Annotated in this window: 16 protein-coding genes; 11 read left to right on the forward strand and 5 right to left on the reverse strand. The window is 46.4% G+C overall.

Going from position 1 to position 18666, the window contains the following annotated elements; all coding sequences use genetic code 11:
* The first annotated feature begins 5 nt into the window (after nt 1-5).
* Nucleotides 6-326 carry a chaperone modulator CbpM gene (locus tag ACG1BZ_RS00590; RefSeq protein WP_413665909.1) on the forward strand — a complete coding sequence of 107 codons (321 nt, stop codon included), beginning with the start codon at nt 6-8 and terminating at the stop codon, nt 324-326.
* A 6-nt stretch (nt 327-332) separates the two neighbouring features.
* Here ACG1BZ_RS00590 and ACG1BZ_RS00595 read toward each other — a convergent pair whose 3' ends face one another.
* Nucleotides 333-1319, reverse strand: coding sequence for a glycerophosphodiester phosphodiesterase family protein (locus ACG1BZ_RS00595; RefSeq protein ID WP_413663969.1), 987 nt, complete (start codon nt 1317-1319; stop codon nt 333-335).
* A gap of 138 nt (nt 1320-1457) precedes the next feature.
* Nucleotides 1458-2438: a calcium/sodium antiporter gene (locus tag ACG1BZ_RS00600; protein WP_413663970.1), complete on the reverse strand. Its 981-nt coding sequence runs from the start codon at nt 2436-2438 to the stop codon at nt 1458-1460.
* 348 nt (nt 2439-2786) lie between these two features.
* Here ACG1BZ_RS00600 and ACG1BZ_RS00605 point away from each other — a divergent pair, with 348 nt between their 5' ends.
* The 10 genes from ACG1BZ_RS00605 (at nt 2787) to ACG1BZ_RS00650 (ending at nt 14466) form a co-directional block, all read left to right on the forward strand.
* Nucleotides 2787-3038 carry a hypothetical protein gene (locus ACG1BZ_RS00605; RefSeq protein ID WP_413663971.1) on the forward strand — a complete coding sequence of 84 codons (252 nt, stop codon included), beginning with the start codon at nt 2787-2789 and terminating at the stop codon, nt 3036-3038.
* Between the two features lie 268 nt (nt 3039-3306).
* Nucleotides 3307-4386: a 4-hydroxyphenylpyruvate dioxygenase gene (hppD, locus tag ACG1BZ_RS00610; protein ID WP_413663972.1), complete on the forward strand. Its 1080-nt coding sequence runs from the start codon at nt 3307-3309 to the stop codon at nt 4384-4386.
* 14 nt (nt 4387-4400) lie between these two features.
* Nucleotides 4401-4961: a VOC family protein gene (locus tag ACG1BZ_RS00615; protein ID WP_252084079.1), complete on the forward strand. Its 561-nt coding sequence runs from the start codon at nt 4401-4403 to the stop codon at nt 4959-4961.
* Complete coding sequence (locus tag ACG1BZ_RS00620) at nt 4958-5965, forward strand: fumarylacetoacetate hydrolase family protein (RefSeq protein WP_413663973.1); 1008 nt, start codon at nt 4958-4960, stop codon at nt 5963-5965. The genes ACG1BZ_RS00615 and ACG1BZ_RS00620 overlap by 4 nt, the downstream gene beginning before the upstream one ends.
* Nucleotides 5966-6612: 647 nt before the next feature.
* Nucleotides 6613-7350: a YopT-type cysteine protease domain-containing protein gene (locus ACG1BZ_RS00625; RefSeq protein ID WP_413663974.1), complete on the forward strand. Its 738-nt coding sequence runs from the start codon at nt 6613-6615 to the stop codon at nt 7348-7350.
* A gap of 627 nt (nt 7351-7977) precedes the next feature.
* Nucleotides 7978-8715 (forward strand): YopT-type cysteine protease domain-containing protein, encoded by a 738-nt coding sequence (locus ACG1BZ_RS00630; RefSeq protein ID WP_413663975.1) that lies wholly within the window; start codon nt 7978-7980, stop codon nt 8713-8715.
* A gap of 205 nt (nt 8716-8920) precedes the next feature.
* Nucleotides 8921-10705: a DUF885 domain-containing protein gene (locus ACG1BZ_RS00635; protein ID WP_413663976.1), complete on the forward strand. Its 1785-nt coding sequence runs from the start codon at nt 8921-8923 to the stop codon at nt 10703-10705.
* 251 nt (nt 10706-10956) lie between these two features.
* Nucleotides 10957-12000 carry a DUF5700 domain-containing putative Zn-dependent protease gene (locus tag ACG1BZ_RS00640; RefSeq protein ID WP_413663977.1) on the forward strand — a complete coding sequence of 348 codons (1044 nt, stop codon included), beginning with the start codon at nt 10957-10959 and terminating at the stop codon, nt 11998-12000.
* A gap of 259 nt (nt 12001-12259) precedes the next feature.
* Nucleotides 12260-13243: a glycosyltransferase family A protein gene (locus ACG1BZ_RS00645; RefSeq protein WP_413663978.1), complete on the forward strand. Its 984-nt coding sequence runs from the start codon at nt 12260-12262 to the stop codon at nt 13241-13243.
* Entirely contained in the window at nt 13240-14466 is a 1227-nt protein-coding gene (locus tag ACG1BZ_RS00650) for a glycosyltransferase family 2 protein (protein ID WP_413663979.1), read from the forward strand. Before ACG1BZ_RS00645 ends, ACG1BZ_RS00650 begins: the two co-directional genes overlap by 4 nt.
* 84 nt (nt 14467-14550) lie before the next feature.
* Here the strand turns inward: ACG1BZ_RS00650 and ACG1BZ_RS00655 are convergent, their stop codons facing one another.
* From ACG1BZ_RS00655 to rtcR, 3 genes are all read right to left on the reverse strand, one after another.
* Nucleotides 14551-15333 carry a TSUP family transporter gene (locus ACG1BZ_RS00655; protein WP_413663980.1) on the reverse strand — a complete coding sequence of 261 codons (783 nt, stop codon included), beginning with the start codon at nt 15331-15333 and terminating at the stop codon, nt 14551-14553.
* Nucleotides 15334-15420: 87 nt separating this feature from the next.
* Nucleotides 15421-16911 (reverse strand): C13 family peptidase, encoded by a 1491-nt coding sequence (locus tag ACG1BZ_RS00660; protein WP_413663981.1) that lies wholly within the window; start codon nt 16909-16911, stop codon nt 15421-15423.
* A gap of 60 nt (nt 16912-16971) precedes the next feature.
* Nucleotides 16972-18570 (reverse strand): RNA repair transcriptional activator RtcR, encoded by a 1599-nt coding sequence (rtcR, locus tag ACG1BZ_RS00665; RefSeq protein WP_413663982.1) that lies wholly within the window; start codon nt 18568-18570, stop codon nt 16972-16974.
* Between the last annotated feature and the right edge of the window lie 96 nt (nt 18571-18666).

Here is an 18666-nt window from a genome sequence, read left to right on the forward strand (position 1 = left end):
TTGTGATGCCTAAAAAGGTTGAGCAGCTTAGCGGTGTTCTCCTGGATGAAGAGAGTGAGTTAACTTTGAGTGAACTGTGTCGGGCTTGTGGTGTGCCGGCGGAGCGCATTATTGCCTTGGTTGAGGAGGGAATTATTGAGCCGCGTAGCAGGGAAGTGCAGTGGCGCTTTAGCGGAATTTGTGTGCGCCGGGTGCGCCGGGTTTACAGCCTGGAGCGAGATCTGGGGGTAAATCTTGCCGGCGCTGCATTAGCGATAGAGCTGCTGGAAGAAATAGAGCGTCTTCAGGCGCATCTGGCACGGCTGGAGAAAGGTCGAAAACGCTAAGGTTATCTATTGTCTTGCTTGTAGATATGGGCCAATCAGCTCGATCTTCTCAATCCAAATAGCTCCGCTGTACCCTTCGGGCAGAAAACTGAGCTCTTCCGGTGTGTAAATACCGGGTAAGCCCCGCTTACCATTTTTATGGTCCACTGCCATCACCAAGCTATTGGCTTTGGCTACTCGTTCAGAGTAGCGGTTGGGCCAACCCCACAAAGCCCATCGCCAGGTATTGGGTGCAACAACAATGCTGTTTCGGCAAGACTCGGGAAAGTAGCCACTCCAACCGAACAGTGCATATTGCAAAGCACATTGTTTGGCGCTTGTCTTGCTGAAGGCCAATGCATTTGGCCGTAACTGGCGCATCCTTTTAATTGGGCGATCGCCACCGTAGACCATAAGCCGGGAATTAATAGGCAATTGGTGTTGCCGAAGATAGTTATCCAATCGCTCTGCTTCTGTTGGATCATTACTCTTAATATTGATCAGAAACTGCTTGCCGGGAAAGTGCAGCAAGACCTCTTTTAAAGTGGGAAGTAAACCCACCCCCTGGCCACGAAAGGGAAATGTCTTGCCGCCATCAAAGGTATAGCCGTAACCAATATCCAGCTTCTTTAAGTCCTTTATGGACTGTTCCCGGGTGACACCTGTTCCATCCGTGCGGCAGTCTATGGTCCAGTCGTGAAATACCGCGAAGTCGCCATCAGTGGTGGGATGGACATCGATTTCGACAATGTCCGCGCCATGAGAAAAGGCAGCTTCCATAGAGGGAATAGTGTTTTCCAGATAGCGGTGTTCCGGGGTATAGATACGGACTGCGGTGCATTCGTCACGGGTCAAATTATCCCGGTTGTAAGTTTGGTAGACGCCGCGATGGGCAATCAGGATCGGTTCCCCTTGCTGGGCTGTCGCCAGCCAAGAGGCATTGAGTAGGTAAATTGCACCGAGTCCAAATAGGGCTGTTAGCGCTACGGTTTTGCCAATGGTGCTTCTCTTCATCAAGCTGCTCTGCACTTTTCCTTGGTAGGTGTTGCAGATATTAGTCAGTTTTTGGGAAGAGAAATGGGCGCAGAGGTGGCGAATTATGGTGAATTCAGGCAGTAACTATGGGGTGGTGCGGCACCACCCCGAATATTATCAGAGTGCAGCTTTGGTAATGGTTCCTACCAGGTAGCCGGTATATACGAGGTAAGCCATTAGCAGCGCGGAGCCTTCCCAGCGATTGATTCGGCCCTGGCCTTTGAAGCCATAGGCAAAAATAAACAGGGCAATTGTGAGGCCCAGAACCATCGGCCAGTCCCGGGACAGCACCTCGTGGGGTACGTTGTTCATGGGAGCAATGGTGCCGGCAATGCCAACCACCGCCAGCAGATTGAACATATTGGAGCCGACAACGTTACCGATGGCGATATCGTGCTCACCTTTTCGTGCGGCCACTAAAGTTGCGGCCAGTTCCGGCAGTGAGGTTCCCAGGGCAACAATAGTCAGGCCTATCACCAGATCACTGACCCCCAAAGATTCGGCAATGGTTACTGCTCCCCATACGAGGATTCGGGAGCTGACAATCAATAGTACCAGCCCCGCTACCAACCAAAATATGGCAGTTCCGAGTGGCATAGGGTTGTCTTCCAGCTCAGTTTCTACTTCTCCCTCAAGCTGGTCACCTTTATTGCGCATGGCAGAAAAGATACTCCAGCCGATCAAGGCGAAGAAACCGAATAACAGAACAATACCCTCCCAGCGCTCCAAGCGGTCATTCCACAGGAAGGCACCACTGAGCAGGGTGATTGCCAGCAGCAGTGGCAGCTCTTTACGCACAATCTTTGAGTGTACCGATAGTGGGATCAGCAGGGCGCTGAAACCGAGAATCAAACCGGTATTGGCAATATTGGAACCGTAGGCATTACCCAGGGCGAGGCCGGGGTTGCCATTCAAGGCGGCAATGGCTGAGACCACCATTTCCGGAGCGGAAGTACCAAAGCCGACGATCACCATGCCTATTAACAGTGTGGGCATGCCGCAATGTTTAGCAGTGGCGGCAGCTCCGTCCACAAAACGATCGGCACTCCAGACCAGCACAATAAAGCCAGCAATGATGGCAGCAGCGGCGAGAAGCATAGGGGGTCCTCAATAAATACATTCAGGCGGGGTTTTTACCCGACAAACGGGGGCCGATTGTACCGGCTCTGGCAAATACAAAAAGGTATTCAGTTATTTGGATGGGCTGTCAGGGGCAAATTAACGTAAATGTCCCGTCAGTCAGATGGTTTCGCTGCCAGTGTGGGCTACAGTCAATGCATGGCCCGGTAAATCTGCAGGGTAATAATGGGATCGCGCGCCTAATCGCAAAATCCCTGAGCTGGTGGAGATGTCGGGTAAATCTACGCGGGTCGCACAAAGCAATGCGCGGCAGATTCCGCGATATCCATGTCACCGGCCGCTAAGCCGGGTATTTAGGAGGCCTTTATGAGACTCAAAGCTTCAATTGGGATACTGGCCGCGGCGATGGTTTTGACTCTGTCTGCCTGCGAACAGCGCAAGAAAGATGAAGGGATGGACGGCAATAAAGGAATGGGCACCGCTGAAACCGGTTGCTGCCAGCATGCCGAAAATGCCTGTGCCGGAGATGTGAGCAAATCCCAGTGCGACCAGATGACCGGCAAGTTTCACAAGGATCATATGTGTCGTACCGATACCGGTAAATGCACGCGTAAATAAGGTCGGCTGTGCATGGGTGTGACGCAACGTCGCACCCGGCTCCCGATTACTCTCCCGATCCTGTCCAAGGACCCGTTGCCAGCTGGTTATTCTCCCAGGCGCTAGCTTTGGAGACTGGTGACTAAAAACACTCTTCTAGTACTCATTTTTTAGCTGATCCAGAGTTCCTTGACATTAGTTACATCTGCAACTAACTTCGTTTGCGCTTTAAATCCACAATCCGCAGCCCCGCTTTGAAGTGCTGCGATGATAAGAAATGGAGGACCGCATGGCCGACTTATTTGAAAACCCGATGGGACTTAACGGCTTCGAATTCGTAGAGTTTACAGCGCCGGAAAAAGGCATCCTTGAAACCGTTTTTACCGCCATGGGCTTTGAGAAAATCGCCCGTCACCGCTCCAAGGCAGTGGAGTTGTGGCGCCAAGGTGATATCAACTTCATCACTAACTACGAGCCCGACAGCCACGCCTACTACTACGCCCAGGAGCACGGTCCCTCCGCTTGTGGCCTTGCCTTCCGCGTAAAAGATGCCAAGTTCGCCTACGAAGAGGCCCTGCGTAAAGGTGCACAGCCTGTTCATGTGAATACTGGCCCGATGGAACTGCACCTGCCGGCAATCAAAGGTATTGGCGGTGCGACCCTGTACATGATTGACCGCTACGAAGATGGTGAGTCCATCTACGATATCGACTTTATCTGGGAAGAGGGCGTAGAGCGCCGCCCCGAAGGTTGTGGTTTCCACACTCTGGATCACCTTACCCACAACGTGTATCGCGGCCGAATGGATTACTGGGCCAAGTATTACGAAGACCTGTTCAACTTCCGCGAGATTCGTTACTTCGATATCAAAGGCGAATACACCGGCCTGCTGTCTAAGGCGATGACTGCACCGGATGGCAAGATCCGTATTCCGCTGAACGAAGAAGCAGCTGGTGGCGGCGGCCAGATCGAAGAGTTCCTGATGAAGTACAACGGCGAAGGTATCCAGCATATCGCCTTTGCTTGTGATGACTTAATTGCCTGTTGGGATCGCCTGAAAGAGCGCGGCATGGAGTTTATGACCCCGCCGCCGGACACCTACTACGAAATGCTGGAAGAGCGCCTGCCTGGGCACGGTGAACCTACTGAAGAATTCCAGAGCCGTGGCATCCTGCTGGATGGCACCACCGAGGGCGGCCAACCGCGCCTGCTGTTGCAGATTTTCTCCGCTAATATGCTCGGCCCGGTATTCTTTGAGTTTATCCAGCGCAAGGAAGATGAAGGGTTTGGTGAGGGTAACTTTAAGGCCCTGTTCGAATCCATTGAGCGCGACCAGCTCAAGCGTGGCGTCATTAAAGAAAAGGAATAATAACGGAGGCTTCAATGGGCATTAAGCGCATTCACCACGTGGCGTATCGCTGTAGGGACGCCAAGGAGACAGTGGAATTCTACCGCGATCTTCTCGGCATGGACTTCCAGCTGGCCATTGCCGAAAACGAGGTACCCTCAACCGGTGAGCCGGACCCTTACATGCACGTCTTTATGGATGCGGGTATGGGGAATGTGCTTGCCTTCTTCGAAATCCCCAACTCCCCGGAGATGGGGCGCGATGAGAACACACCCAAATGGGTGCAGCATATCGCTTTCGAAGTGGAGTCCATGGAGGAAATGCTTGAGACCAAAGCACGACTGGAAGCGGCCGGGGTCGACGTACTCGGTCCTACCAATCACACTATCTTCCAGTCGATCTACTTCTTCGACCCCAACGGCCATCGTATCGAGCTGGCCGCCAATACCGCCAAGCCCGGTATGCACAAAGAGCTAAAGCGGGTTGCTGAGGATATGTTGGAAGAGTGGTCACGTACTAAAAAAGCCCCAAGGCACGCCGCCTGGATGCATGGGGAAGAAGAATTTGTGGAAAAAACTGAAGGGGAGGCACAGTGAAGTTAGCCAGCCTTAAATCCGGCCGCGATGGCCAATTGGTTGTTGTTAGCGACGACCTTACCCGTATGGTGCCAGCTGGCGATATTGCCCCCACCATGCAGAGTGCGTTGGACAATTGGGCATCTGTCAGCAGCGAGTTGGAGAAGCTACACGAACACCTGCAAAATGGTGAGATTCAAGGGGAAGCCTTTGACCAAACTCTGTGTGCTTCGCCTTTACCGCGCGCATATCACTGGGCCGACGGTAGTGCTTACGTGAATCATGTTGAGCTGGTGCGCAAAGCCCGCGGTGCTGAGGTGCCGGAGAGCTTCTACAGCGATCCGCTCATGTATCAAGGTGGTTCCGATACCTTCCTGGATCCACGCGAGCCGGTAAAGATGCCGCAAAGCAATGGCTTTGGCATCGACTTTGAGGCAGAAATTGCCGTGATCACCGACGATGTTCCTATGGGGGTGTCCGCTGAGGATGCACTGTCCCATATCAAGTTGATAATGTTGGTCAATGATGTATCCCTGCGCGGATTGATACCTGCGGAACTGGCCAAAGGATTTGGTTTCTACCAGTCCAAACCCTCTAGTGCTTTCTCCCCTGTTTGCGTAACCCCTGAACAATTGGGTGAAAACTGGCGCGCGGGTAAATTGCATCTGCCACTAATTTCCCATCTTAATGGTGAGAAGTTTGGCGAGCCCAATGCCGGTGTGGATATGACTTTCCACTTCGGGCAACTGGTCGCCCACGCGGCCAGGACTCGTCCGCTTTGTGCAGGCACCATTATTGGTTCCGGAACGGTGTCCAATAAGTTGGATGGCGGCCCCGGTAAGCCTGTTGCTGAGGGTGGTGTTGGTTACAGCTGTATTGCTGAGATTCGCATGATTGAGACCATCCAGAATGGCTCTGCAAGCACACCATTTATGGACTTTGGAAATACCATTGCCATCGAAATGCTCGATGATAAAGGGCAATCTATCTTTGGACGTATTGAGCAGACTGTAGAGCAGGTTTAACACCGCTTAGCCAAACCTCGACCGGATTTTATCCCCTGGAGTTAACGACCTAGGGGCAGAATTTGGTCGAGGCATTTTACTTACCATTCTGCTGTTGAATTATTCCTCCCTAAATTTTTCACAACCAACTTAGTAGTGCTGCCTTGAATGGCTAAAAGTGTGTTGGCAAAGAGACCGGCACAGATGTTATTGCTAAGTTTATATATGCAACTTATTTCATAGCTTTTGTACTTGCCCATCTGCTTTAACAGCTTTTTGTTGTTACAAGCCACATTTTTAAACTGATGAGTTTTGTAAAAGTGTACTTTATATAAATTGCTATGCATCCTATTTGAGATTAAGAATGATAAATATTTATAAGTAAAAATATCTTCTTATCTCTATTTTGTCTTCCCAGTTGGAAACGGCTAAATATTGTCTGTTGCCAGATTATTATCGGCTAATAGATTTCAACAAAGTAGGATTCAGGCAAGGTTAACGCTGGATAAAAAAATAGTGCCAGAGTCGATTTAAAAAGCGCTTTTATACTCTGTTGGCCCTGGAACTTTTCTGGTTCAATGCCCGCCCAATTCACAGGCGCTACAAATTTTCAGTTTTTAAAAAAGGATTTGTGCAGCGTTTTTATCTCATAAAATGAGGGATCGAATATGCCTATTTGGGTCGATAAAACCGTTCTCGCTGTAACTGGAACACGCGTAAACCCCGTACAACAATCTGTAGCCAATCATCGGGGTCAACTGACATACAACTTCAGCCAGTGTAAGGATCCGGTAAAAGCACAAATCACTATTCACGAAGATACTTCCGGTGGTGTTTGTGAAGCGCTTTCCGCTTTTTGGATCAAGTATCACTCTGATGGAGGGAGCTTGTGGGATTGGTTAATGCCGGCGGGTGCACTGGATGAACAGCACTTATTTCACGTAATGACCCTGCAACAGGCGGGCACACAGAATAACCAAGACGCAACTACAGAAGCCTGGCTCAGCACACAGAATATTTTTCCCACCAGTCAAAATGTATTTGGTGGTGCTTTCCCGAATGGCCGGGGAGGAAATACTATTCGGGGTATTCATCATTCCCGTAGAGCGCAAGGCCAGAGTGGCGTTTTCTCTCCCAATGCTTTGGCAAGGGAGATTATTTTGGATCAGACGGGCGGTGCTGGTTGCTATAAGAAGATAGGTCTTGATGGCACTTTTGCAGGTCATGCAATGGCTGCCTGGGTTGCGCAGGACATTACTTTTTTTGACCCCAACTTTGGTGAATTCTGGTTCGAATCCAGAAATTCATTCTTCAATTGGTTTACCCAATCATTTTGGCATAACTCTATGTATTCAGTAGGGCTAAGCGGTGGCTATGAAGTTCGCTCTTACGCTCGCCGCACATAAATTGGCAGTAACTGTTTTAAGTGGTTCTATTAGTAGTAGCAATCCACTACCAATTTTTTCCTCTTAGCCCTTCCCCCATGGGCGCTCGGCAGCCGGGTTCACCCGGCTGCCTTTTTTAGTTATTACCACTTCTACCTATTTCACTTCTTATCATTGACTCATTTTCAAGTCGTAATTATCTGGAGGTAATAAGCTCTATCTCTGGAAAGATAAAATCAATTGTCGCCAACTACAAAAAAATATTTCCATTTAGATAGTTTCCATGTCATAGGTCAATTTTTTTGCACCAAAAATAGTACCAGAGTCGAATTAAAGGACCTGTGTAATCTGACTGGCAAGTGTAGTTGGGTCTGTTCTAGCATGGAATTAATCGTAAATAGCCGTGATATTCTTACCCATAAAAAATAGTGCCAGAGTCAAATAAATACTTGCGCCTCAATCTATTTCGAACTGCTATCTATGGCCTGAGAAAAGAGTGCCAGAGTCGATTTTAAAAAAAAATGGACACCTATCTGCCCTGTAATTTTTCTGTTTCAATCTAATGCATATACCGGAAAGCACTTCTCAGAAGTAGTTAACTAATCGCTGAATAAGTGTTTCTACATTGTGAATACAGGGGAGATGGACATGCCGATTTGGTTTGATAAAACAGTACTTGCACTTACCGGGACAAGGGTTGGTCCTGTTCAGAGATCTGTGGCCCAGCACGGTGGCACACTTCAATATAATTTCAGTCAATGTTTGGATCCGGTGAAGGCACAGATCACCATACACCAGGATACTGCTGGCGGAGTCTGTGAATCCCTGAGTGCCCACTGGATCAAATTTCACGCAGAGGATGGAAGCCTTTGGAATTGGCTCTTCCCCAATAATACATTGAGTGAGCAGCATCTTTTCCATGTGATGACCTTGCACCAGATTGGTGGAAATGCACCAAACCAGGATCAGGTCTCAGAGACGTGGCTGCAATCTCACAATATTCTGCCTCTTCAGAATAATGGCGGTGTGGGTATCGCTGGGCCAAATGGTCAGCGCCAAATTCACGTGGTCACAGGCCCTCGGTTAGATCGTGGACAAACTACTATGCGCAACTCTGCAGCGCTTGCTGATGAAATTATTAGGGAGCCGACGAGAAGCGCTGGCTCTTACAAGAAAATCGGTATTTCAGGTAAGGTGGGTGCCCACGCCATGGCAGCCTGGGTTGCGGAAGATGTGTTGTTTTTCGACCCAAATTTTGGAGAATTCTGGTTCCCAACCAAGAACGCATTCCGCAACTGGTTTGTAAACTCTTTCTGGAATACATCTATGTATGCCATTGGTCTGAGTGGGAGCTATGACGTGCGCTGTTATGCGCATGCCACCTAAGTTGCCAGCCAACTGATTGACCGCTTGGTGGAGGAGATTATACTCCTCCACCCTGCTTGTGGCGGTATGTCTATTCCGCTGAGTCACTATTATCCATCCTTCGTGTATAGTGCTGGTACAAGCTTGCCACGCCTACTCTGTAGGGTAACTAAAAGAGCAAGCTCTGTTGTTCTTTTTAGATGCCAACAGCACTACGGAGCCAAGGGTGAAATTCAAGAAATCACTTACCTACTACCTCAAGTCCCTAACAGGACCGCTTATTGCCACTAGCCTATTGATGCCCTCAGCCTGGGCAGCAACTGCTACAGAAGAGCTTCAAAGTGTTCTTAACGATCACTGGCAATACACGCTGAGAGAAGACCCGATTACTGCCGGGCGAGTTGGCGTTTCCGATTACAATCGAGAACTGCCCGGGGTAACTGCAGAGGATCGTCAACGTCGTATAGAGGCTGAGCAGGCCTTTATCCGGCGCCTTGAGGCTATCGATCAAAGTAAGTTAAGTGCTTCAGACCGCGTCAATAGTGAGCTTCTCTCTTGGGTTCTTGCCAGCTCAGTTGAGGAAGAGGAACTGTTTCTCGACCGAATTCCCCTAAACACCTTCTCAAGTTTTTACGCAAGTGCGCTTGAGGCAAATAGTGGTTTGGCGATGAGGGATATCGCCGATTACGAGGACTATATTGCCCGTATCGGTGAATTTGGTCGCTACTTCGATGAGAACATTGCCAATATGCGCGAAGGTATTCGCTCTGGCTTTGTGTTGCCCAAAATCGTTGTAGAAGGTATAGCGCCAACGGTACGCGCTCAAGTATATAAAGATCCCAGTAAAAGCAGCTTGTATAAGCCTTTTGCTGAGATGCCGCAAACCATCGCGCCCGATGAGCAGAAGCGTCTGCGAGAGCAGGGTTTAGCTGTGATTAAGCAAGTAGCTATTCCCGCATTTGGACGAGTAGCGGATTTCCTTGAGGGCGACTACCTGAAGGCGGCCACAAGGACTTTGGGTGCTGAACAGATGCCTGGTGGTAGTGACTACTATCGCCACAACATCCGCTACTACGTGACCCTGGATCTGGACCCTGCGGAGATTCATCGCACGGGCCTTGCAGAAGTGAAGAGAATCCGTGCGGAAATGAAAGCCCTGATCAAGGAGTCAGGCTTTAAGGGCAGCTTTACAGAATTCACCCAATTCCTGCGCACAGACCCACAGTTTTACGCTAAAACGCCGGAACAGCTGCTCAAGGAAACGGCCTATATATCCAAGCGTATTGACTATGTATTGCCGGAGTTCTTTAACTTACTGCCGCGTACTCCCTATGGCGTGGTACCAGTTCCCAGTGAAATAGCACCTAACTACACTACGGCCTCCTATAATCCAGCCGCCATTGGCGGTACTCGCGGTGGTGCCTACTGGTTGAATACTCACGGGCTGGACCAGCGTCCCTTGTATGAGCTACCTGCTCTTACCTTGCATGAAGCAGTACCGGGCCATCATTTACAAAATGCTCTCTCGCAGGAGCTTGAGAATGTACCGGACTTTCGTCGCAACCTTTACCTGAGCGCTTATGGAGAAGGTTGGGCCCTTTATTCTGAGAGGCTGGGTAAAGAGATGGGACTGTACACCACTCCCTACGAGCACTTTGGACGCCTCAGCTATGAAATGTGGCGTGCCGCACGCCTTGTGATTGATACTGGTATTCATTCTCAGGGGTGGTCACGACAGCAGGCATTAAACTTTCTTTCCAATAATACATCCCTCTCTCCGGCTAATGTACGTGCAGAAGTAGATCGCTATATATCCTGGCCGGGGCAGGCGCTATCTTACAAGATGGGGGAAATTAAAATTCGACAGCTGCGAGCTATTGCGGAAAAAGAGCTTGGCGATAAATTTGATTTGCGATCGTTTCACGATGCACTGCTAAGTAATGGTGCTTTGCCTCTTTCGATGCTGGAAGAACAGATGCAGCGCTTTATTGAAGAACAGAAGTCTGCCTAAGCCTACCCTGAATCCCATTCACTACCTGTGGGTGGGATTCAACCTTTTCAATATGTCCTCTGTCGTAAGCAAAACTTTCTTTTAGATAGCTGAAAATACAAGTCCCTTTGTTGGCGCAAAATGCAATATTTTTGTCTCATATTTGGAGTGGAGGTTGTGTAGGCAATAAAGGTCTAATAATCACACAATATGTATTTTTTAAGATTGAATACCTGGTTATTCTTTCCTTTTACATTTTTATGAGAAGTAAAATGAATATCTTTAAGTGGGTGATTTTTTTAGGCTTGTCTCTGATAAGCGTTATGGCTTTTTCCTCAGCGAAAGTAACAGATAAAATAACAATTGATTTTGAGAGCGCTGATAGATTAGTTGATATTTTATCTGGAGACAAAGTATCTGATAATCAATTAGATAAGCTGATGAGTTTACAGGGTATACAAGCAACGATCCATCAAACCTCAAGATTTGACAATAAGGCCAGTGCTGAGTCATTTCGGTCTAGTTTGATCGATGTTGTTGAAGGTAATCCAGTTAAAAATGATCCCTTTAGATTTCAACAGTTAAATGAACGATTGTCCGAAGTCGAAGATATTCTCAAGATAATAAAGCGCAATCCTCAGCAATATTTAAATAGTGTAAAGAGGGGAATTGGTGATTATTCTCCTAAAGATATTTCCTTTGATACTAATATTTTTATGGTAGTCGGGGGAACTTCTGACGGTTGGGCCCAAGATGATAACTTTTATATTGCGCTGCAGTATTTTAAAGGAGATTATGAAGGTTTACTGACACTTTCAACGCATGAGTTATATCATGTTGCCCAGTCCAATTTTTATGGAAAGGGAAAAAATCCAGACTCTAATTGTGAGAAAATCTTAAATCAAACCCGTCTGGAGGGTATAGCCTCTATTGTGGGTTCTCCATTAAATGTTACAGACGGAAAAGAGTACACAGAATGGTTTAAGAAAAAATTTAAAAGAAATTTACAGCGAATAGATAGTAACTTTGTTTTATTTGAAACAATGCTTTTTCGTGCATGCATTGACTCAAGTTTAGACTTTGACAAAATCTATCAGTTGGGTTTTTCTGCAGTATGGGATAGCCCGCTGTATTTTGTAGGTTTCTATATCGGCAATAGAGTCGAAGAGTTAAAGGGCAGGGATTACCTGATTTCACTTTTACAGGAATCACCTTCAGCTATGTTTAAAGCTTATATCAAGCTTTATAAAGATGAGGAAAATAAAGATTTAATAAAGTTCGATAAACCGATTGAAGATATTATTCTTGCCATATAGCACCTAATCAAAACTCTAAGAGTTGGTTCTGGAAATTCTAGGCGCCTTGAGTAGGCGTCTAATTCTCTTGTTACATACCCTGATCTTCCCGAAAGCATCTAGCTTAAGCAAATTATCGATTAATAAGTTTGAAAAAAGGTGTATAGCTGTCTACTTTAAGTGGTACAGCCTTTATCAGACTTGATTATATTCAAATTAATTTACTTATTGTGTTTACATTTAATTCTGCTGCTTTGAGAGAATTATAAAGAGAATTTGTATGCCTAACAGTAAAGTTGGGGTGGTGATACCAACATACAATGAAAACAATAATATTGTTAATACGTTGAACTCTATTGTTCATAATAATACGACTGATGTAAAAATTTACTTATCTGACGATAATTCCTCAGATACCACGGTCGGGTTGGCTGCTGATTTTCTTCAGAAAAATAGAATCCCATATAAAATTATTTTAAACGATGGTAACAATGGGGCAGGCTATTGTAGGAATAGTGCTCTCGATCAAATAGCTGAACCGCTGACTTTATTTTTTGATGCCGATGATCTAATCCTCCCAAATATGTTGGATCGAGCGGTTTCAATTGCTACAAAAGTTAACAGTGATGTTTTGTTGATGGCCTATCAGTGTAGATTTCCAGGAAGCACTATTAATCTCGGTATGGCAGGTGATGACAATTTCATTTTCTACAGAGCGATTAGAACCTTTGGTAACAGGACTTTTTCCACTTTTGATCATGATAGCATTCTATGTTTAACACCCTTTCCTTGGAATAGATTGATTAAAACCAGTTATGCAAAAAGGGTTTCCCTTAGATTTTCACAAACGCCTGTACATAATGATGTGTTAGCACATTGGAATTTGCTCACAAATGCTAAAGATATTGCATTATTTGAATCCCCTTTCTGTATTCATAATGTCGACTCCACAGGAAATAGGCTTTCAAATATTTCAGATGCACGGCGTACATCTGTGTTACAGGTTTTTGATGAGATTGAAGACTTCTTTAATAAGAATATTAATCTTAGAGATAGATTTTACCACTTGTATGTCAAAAGCAAGTTAGCATTGTTTAACTGGTGCTGGCGTAATCTTGACGAAGAGTATAGGGGGAGCTTTCAATCTCAGTTTACAAGATCTTTTCTATCATTGAGTAATGCGGATTTGAGAATGCTCTTTGACAAAGATCCAGATACTGCTAATTCTGTATTAGATTACCGAACTTCAGTGGTATGCGCATGATTTCGATTGTCATTATTTCAAAGTCTAGCGGTGTCTATCTCAATACTTGTCTGCAGAGTATTATTCGACAGCAATACAAGGACATAGAGATTCTTGTCCTTCATTCTTGCGAAAATGATGGGCGAAACCGGATTAATAACTTTACAGGTTTAATGCCCAGAGTTCGAAGTATTCATATTCCGAGTACTTCACAGATTGATGACCAGCTAATTTTTGAATTTGGAGTAAAAAATACTTTAGGAGAGTATGTTGGATTTATCGATGAAGGAGATTGTTGGTACCCTACATTGATCCCTAAATTACAGGATATAGTCAATAGTGAGAATCCAGATGTAGTATTTTTTAGCCATAATAAACCCCTACAAAAATTCTCAGAATCCATTGGTGATAAATCCAGGTTTGTTTTAAAAATAAATTCTATAAATGTCAGGAGGTTTTATCGCAGGGACTTTGTTTGTGGAAATAAGCTATCCGAATTTATTTTGGGTTCCTGCGTTAATGGTCACTCTCTACATTGGATAACAACCGTCAAGGCTAAATCAATATTAGTTTTACCAGAAATTGGGTCGTATAGTTTAGTCAACATGGATGAAAAGAAAAGTGATCTAATGATTCAGCGATTGGTGAATCAATACCATTTTGTATTTGACTACTTAACAAAAAATGCTAGAGGTGCGGATTATAAGAATGATCTTCTGGGATATTGGTTGCTGTATTTGATAGAATTACGACCGCTATATGGTGATAAAAAAGTAATTTCTCTATTAATTAAGTCAAAATTAATAGAGAAATATACAGAAAGAGAATTTAATGAAGCTTTAGGCGCTCTGAAGTTAGATAGAGATAAGCAGAGTTTGGTGAGAGAGTGGTATTCTGACTGCAATAAGATGGATAAATATTTAAATCTATTTTATAGGTTGCTGCCATCAAAGCTATCTATCTATATACGGCAAAATGGTTTTAGATACTCCATGAGCAGAGGGTTTAAAAATACTTATTATCGACTGCCTGACTGGGTAAAGTCACTGATAAAATTTACCAGGGAAAGAGCCAAGAGAAGAGTTTCCAATGATGAATTGCTAGAGAGATTAGAATATCTAATAAAACAGGGACGGTTTGAGCAGTATATGTCGATAATCAATGAAGATTTTGAGAGCAAGCTATCGAATCAAATCACCGAGATCAAGAAGGAGTTGATGGAGCTTAAAAAAGAAGTTCATTAAAGATCTTTTTAGATACTCCATAAAACAATCCAAAGTCTTAATATTTAATCTGATTTTTCTGAGTTCCAGCCACCTCCATACCTTTCAGAAGATATAATCTATCCATCCCATAGAGTGGATATATTTTATTAACATTCCACCACACATAAGAACTACCATTCCCCGTAAATAACCAGGATTAATTTTAAATAGAAAATGAGATCCCAGCCAGGCACCTATAACTTGTCCAATCATCATTAAGATTCCCGCAGCCCATAAAACTTGACCGGCAAATAAGAATACGATTAAAGATGCGATATTAGTGGAAAAATTGAGAGGTTTTGCATTGGCCGTGGAGGTTAGTAAATCCTGTCCCCTACAGGCAACGCCTGATAAGGCAAAAAATGATCCAGTTCCGGGGCCAAACATACCATCATAGTAACCAATAAATGGGATTACGCCATATTGGTATTTCTTTCTTGAGACCTTGGGTTTAGTACTACTATGAGTAAGGGATGGCGAAACTATAAAATAAATAGCGATAAATAGAAGAACAGCAGGGATAATAAATGACAAAACATCAGTATTGATGAACTGTACCGCTATTGTGCCCATGGCTGCGCCAATAAAGGCAAATAGCATTAGATTTTTAATTCCATCCCAACTGATCTTGTTGTTTTTAAGCATCATGTAGGTAGCAGTTGCAGTACCAATACTGCCTTGTAGTTTATTGGTGCCCAAGGCAGCTAGTGGTGGGACGCCACTAAGAATAAGGGCCGGTACAGTTATCAGGCCGCCCCCACCTGCTAGTGTATCAAGTAGGCCCGCAATAACGGCGACGAAAAACAAAATAAACAATAACTCTATAGAGAGGCTAGCGAACTCCAAGAAGGTATCTCCTTTCGCTTGGTATTATGGTAGATAGTGATTAGTACCAAAAATAATTTTTAGTCGGTTTGTACCGGAATTCCAAAATTAATAAATCGATTTTTTTCCATGCCACCACATTAGGAAATTCTCTCCCACTGAATATTGGGGCAGGGAGTGGCGGCTTCTTTTAATCCCCTGTTCCTGTTCCATCTCGGTTACTTTTAACTTGGCGGCTTCAAACCATGCCCCAGGATTATTCACTCCCTGATTGAGGGCTTCACCGTAAAGCGCGGAACTAAACCAGGTGCGCTCGGAATCATCGCTACATCCAAAGGAGCTGCGATCCGCAGCGGCCGAAGTAAAGATGACCCGATTGGGGCTATGTAGGGCTTCTACCCATTGACCGGAAAAGCAGGCTGAAACAACGATCCACTGGTACTGGGCGTTAATATTGTTCAGCAATCGTTGCCCATCTTTCAGTGAGAAATCATTTAGGGGAATCTCCCCCTCGGCAATTTTGAAATCTCCATTTCGAGCACCATGGCTGACCAGGTGTATAAGAAGTAAATCTTCTTTGGGGTCCATTAACTGATCAATTGCATTAAGGCTTTCCTGGATACTGGTGCGGGTAGCTAGGGGGAAACCGTATCCGCCGCCGTTACTGAGGCGCAGCATACGTTGGTCAATGCTAAAGGCTTCGTCGAGGCGCTCTGCCACCCAGTCCAGCTCCCTGGCAAATACTGGAGAGGTGCCATCACCACCTATAAGTAGGGTATAAATATCGCGCACGCCGGGCCTCTGCGAGGGGAGGGCTTTTATAGCGTCATGTAAGCGCTCACTTTCGCTATAGAGACGGGTTTCTGCCTGGGCACCGGGAATATCCGTCTGTGCGCGCCAGGCGTCTTCGCTGGGGTAATAGGTACCCCCGGAGAAATAGGCAGACTCCTCGACAGTGTTTCCTTCAGCATTCGTACTTATTCGTACGCCTTCTCCTTCTGCTTCTCCATAGCGAAAAGTGGCACGGATAATCGTGCCGTCAGGCTGGGTGAGTTCACCTTCGCCTGAATAGGAGCCGTACTCGAAGCTGCCGGTATAGCGATAGCCATCGCTATCTGAGTAGCTGCCCTGTATTAAGTATCCGTATTCAAAGGCACCCTGATAAAGGCTGCCATCTTCTGCAGTGAGTTTGCCTTCGCCGTGGGGATCAAAGTTTAAAAACTCACCATGATAACTCCCACCTTCATCCCAATTTAAAGTACCGCTTTGCAGCTCCCCTTCATGGAACTCTCCCGCCCACTCAGTTTCATCGCAACTATAGCGACCTTTGCCGTGGGGCTCTCCATTGCGGAATTCCCCTTCATAGCTACAGCCATCACTTCCAGTTAACTCACCTTCACCTGTCATGCGACCTTCTCGAAAATCGCCACGATAATGGCTGCCATTTGGCCATTCGAGCTGACCCCGTCCATGAAACAGACCGTTAAGCATCTCGCCTTTGTAAACAGAGCCATCTGGCAAGGCGGTACCACCTGCGAATTGGGTTGGCTCACATGCGCTGAGAAAGAAAATAAGCGGCGTTAAATAGGTGTATTTCATTCCATGATCCAGCATCCGGCTTTTGGAATCAGACTAACAAAAAATAATGCCAAGTGGCCTCTATGTTTTATTCAGCTGGTCGAATTTAAGACCGTATTTATCTAAAAGTTGGCGTACCCGGTGTGAGTCGTTATTGGATTTTTTTGAGGTGCGGCTTACTTGAAATAATTTGCGTCCGGCTTCTGCCATCGAATTGGACTCTGCACAAACCTGAATTAGCCCAGCTAGTTTGATTTGCTCGTAGTAATCCATCTGTTCGGTGTGGTCACGACCCAACAGTGCTTCGATACGGGCAAGGGATAGTGATGAATCTGTTACTGGATTTTGCCATTTAATCCGCAACCTATGGATTTCCTCTTCTACTACCTGAGTCGTGATACGCCCACCATCGGCGAGGGTACCCATACGCAGGATACTGGCGTTAAGGTCGCGAAAGTTCGCAGACCAGCTGGCCTCGCGGGAGCGCCCAAAACTCAGGTACTTTTCCCGTGCTGCTCTATTAAAGCTGACAAGATGCCCGGATTTCCTGGAGAAAGCCTCCAGCTCAAAATCTATATTGGGTTCCAGGTCTTCAATACGCTCTCGTAGAGAGGGCAGTCGGTAGGTCCACAGATCGATACGGGCGAGCAGGTCCGCGCGAAATTTACCTTCTTGGCAGAGCTGTACCAGATCCCGGTTGGTACCGGCGATCAGCTGGAAGTGACTGCTTACTTCCTTATCAGAGCCGAAAGGCATAAAGCGTTTGTGCTCAATCGCACGCAATAACATGGCCTGCTCATCCAATCCCAACTCACCGATTTCATCGAGAAACAGCAGGCCCTTATCTGCTTCCATAAGCAAGCCCGGCCGGTGGGTGGTGGCACCGGTATAGGCGCCTTTACGATGGCCGAACAGGGCGGACATGGCATTTTCGCCGCGCAGGGTGGCGCAGTTAACGGCTACCAGGCCACCCTCCAGCTTGCCCCGCTGCTTGCGTAGTTCAAAGACACGCTGGGCCAGCTGGGATTTACCTGCCCCTGTGGGACCGGTAATTAGTATGGGGGCGTCGGAGCGAATCGATACCTGCTCCAGCTGCTCGATCATCTGGTTAAAAGCGAGATTGTTGGTCTCGATTCCCCCCTTCAGATAGGTGGTGCCCTCCTGGTGTTCCCTCTGGAAGCGCGAGGCAATCTGGTCGTATTTGGACAGGTCCAAATCGATGATTTGGTATTCGCCCGGCAAGCTACTGTTCTTTCGCGCCGGGGAAGTTTGCAGCAGACGCCCGGGGAAATACCCCGCCTCTGTTAACAGGTACAAGCAGATCTGGGCTACATGAGTACCGGTGGTGATATGCACCAGGTACTGCTCGTCATCCGGCTTGAAGCTATAGGCGCGGGCGAAATCCAGCAGATTGCTATACACACTCTCGAAATCCCAAGGGTCATTGAAGTTCACCCGGTGGTGGACCACTTCGGTCTCTGGAGAGACCCGCGCAATATCTTCTGTGACCTGGTCAGCCAGGCTTCTCGAGTGGTTGTCGAAAAGGAGCTCCAGCCGATCGATCAATAGGTCATCGTGCTGGCACATGGAAATGTTTGGGCGCCATTTATCCCAGCGCTTGTCGCCTTTGCCGCGCCGGTCCTTGCTGGTACCGAGAATACTGATAGCGATTGTCTTCATGCTATCTAAAATATGATTTAACTATCAAAAAAGATAGATATTTATGAATCCCCTGTCTCAAGAATTCTACGAAAAAATCCTGAGATAAAAAATAAA

This window comes from Microbulbifer sp. CNSA002 (assembly GCF_047324085.1).
Taxonomy (GTDB): Bacteria; Pseudomonadota; Gammaproteobacteria; order Pseudomonadales; family Cellvibrionaceae; genus Microbulbifer.

Excerpts from the sequence above, each read along its gene's own strand:
- ACG1BZ_RS00590 (WP_413665909.1), top strand. The coding sequence starts at position 6 with ATGCCTAAAAAGGTTGAGCAGCTTAGCGGTGTTCTCCTGGATGAAGAG.
- ACG1BZ_RS00595 (WP_413663969.1), bottom strand. The coding sequence starts at position 1,319 with ATGAAGAGAAGCACCATTGGCAAAACCGTAGCGCTAACAGCCCTATTT.
- ACG1BZ_RS00600 (WP_413663970.1), bottom strand. The coding sequence starts at position 2,438 with ATGCTTCTCGCCGCTGCTGCCATCATTGCTGGCTTTATTGTGCTGGTC.
- ACG1BZ_RS00605 (WP_413663971.1), top strand. The coding sequence starts at position 2,787 with ATGAGACTCAAAGCTTCAATTGGGATACTGGCCGCGGCGATGGTTTTG.
- hppD (WP_413663972.1), top strand. The coding sequence starts at position 3,307 with ATGGCCGACTTATTTGAAAACCCGATGGGACTTAACGGCTTCGAATTC.
- ACG1BZ_RS00615 (WP_252084079.1), top strand. The coding sequence starts at position 4,401 with ATGGGCATTAAGCGCATTCACCACGTGGCGTATCGCTGTAGGGACGCC.
- ACG1BZ_RS00625 (WP_413663974.1), top strand. The coding sequence starts at position 6,613 with ATGCCTATTTGGGTCGATAAAACCGTTCTCGCTGTAACTGGAACACGC.
- ACG1BZ_RS00630 (WP_413663975.1), top strand. The coding sequence starts at position 7,978 with ATGCCGATTTGGTTTGATAAAACAGTACTTGCACTTACCGGGACAAGG.
- ACG1BZ_RS00640 (WP_413663977.1), top strand. The coding sequence starts at position 10,957 with ATGAATATCTTTAAGTGGGTGATTTTTTTAGGCTTGTCTCTGATAAGC.
- ACG1BZ_RS00645 (WP_413663978.1), top strand. The coding sequence starts at position 12,260 with ATGCCTAACAGTAAAGTTGGGGTGGTGATACCAACATACAATGAAAAC.
- ACG1BZ_RS00650 (WP_413663979.1), top strand. The coding sequence starts at position 13,240 with ATGATTTCGATTGTCATTATTTCAAAGTCTAGCGGTGTCTATCTCAAT.
- ACG1BZ_RS00660 (WP_413663981.1), bottom strand. The coding sequence starts at position 16,911 with ATGAAATACACCTATTTAACGCCGCTTATTTTCTTTCTCAGCGCATGT.
- rtcR (WP_413663982.1), bottom strand. The coding sequence starts at position 18,570 with ATGAAGACAATCGCTATCAGTATTCTCGGTACCAGCAAGGACCGGCGC.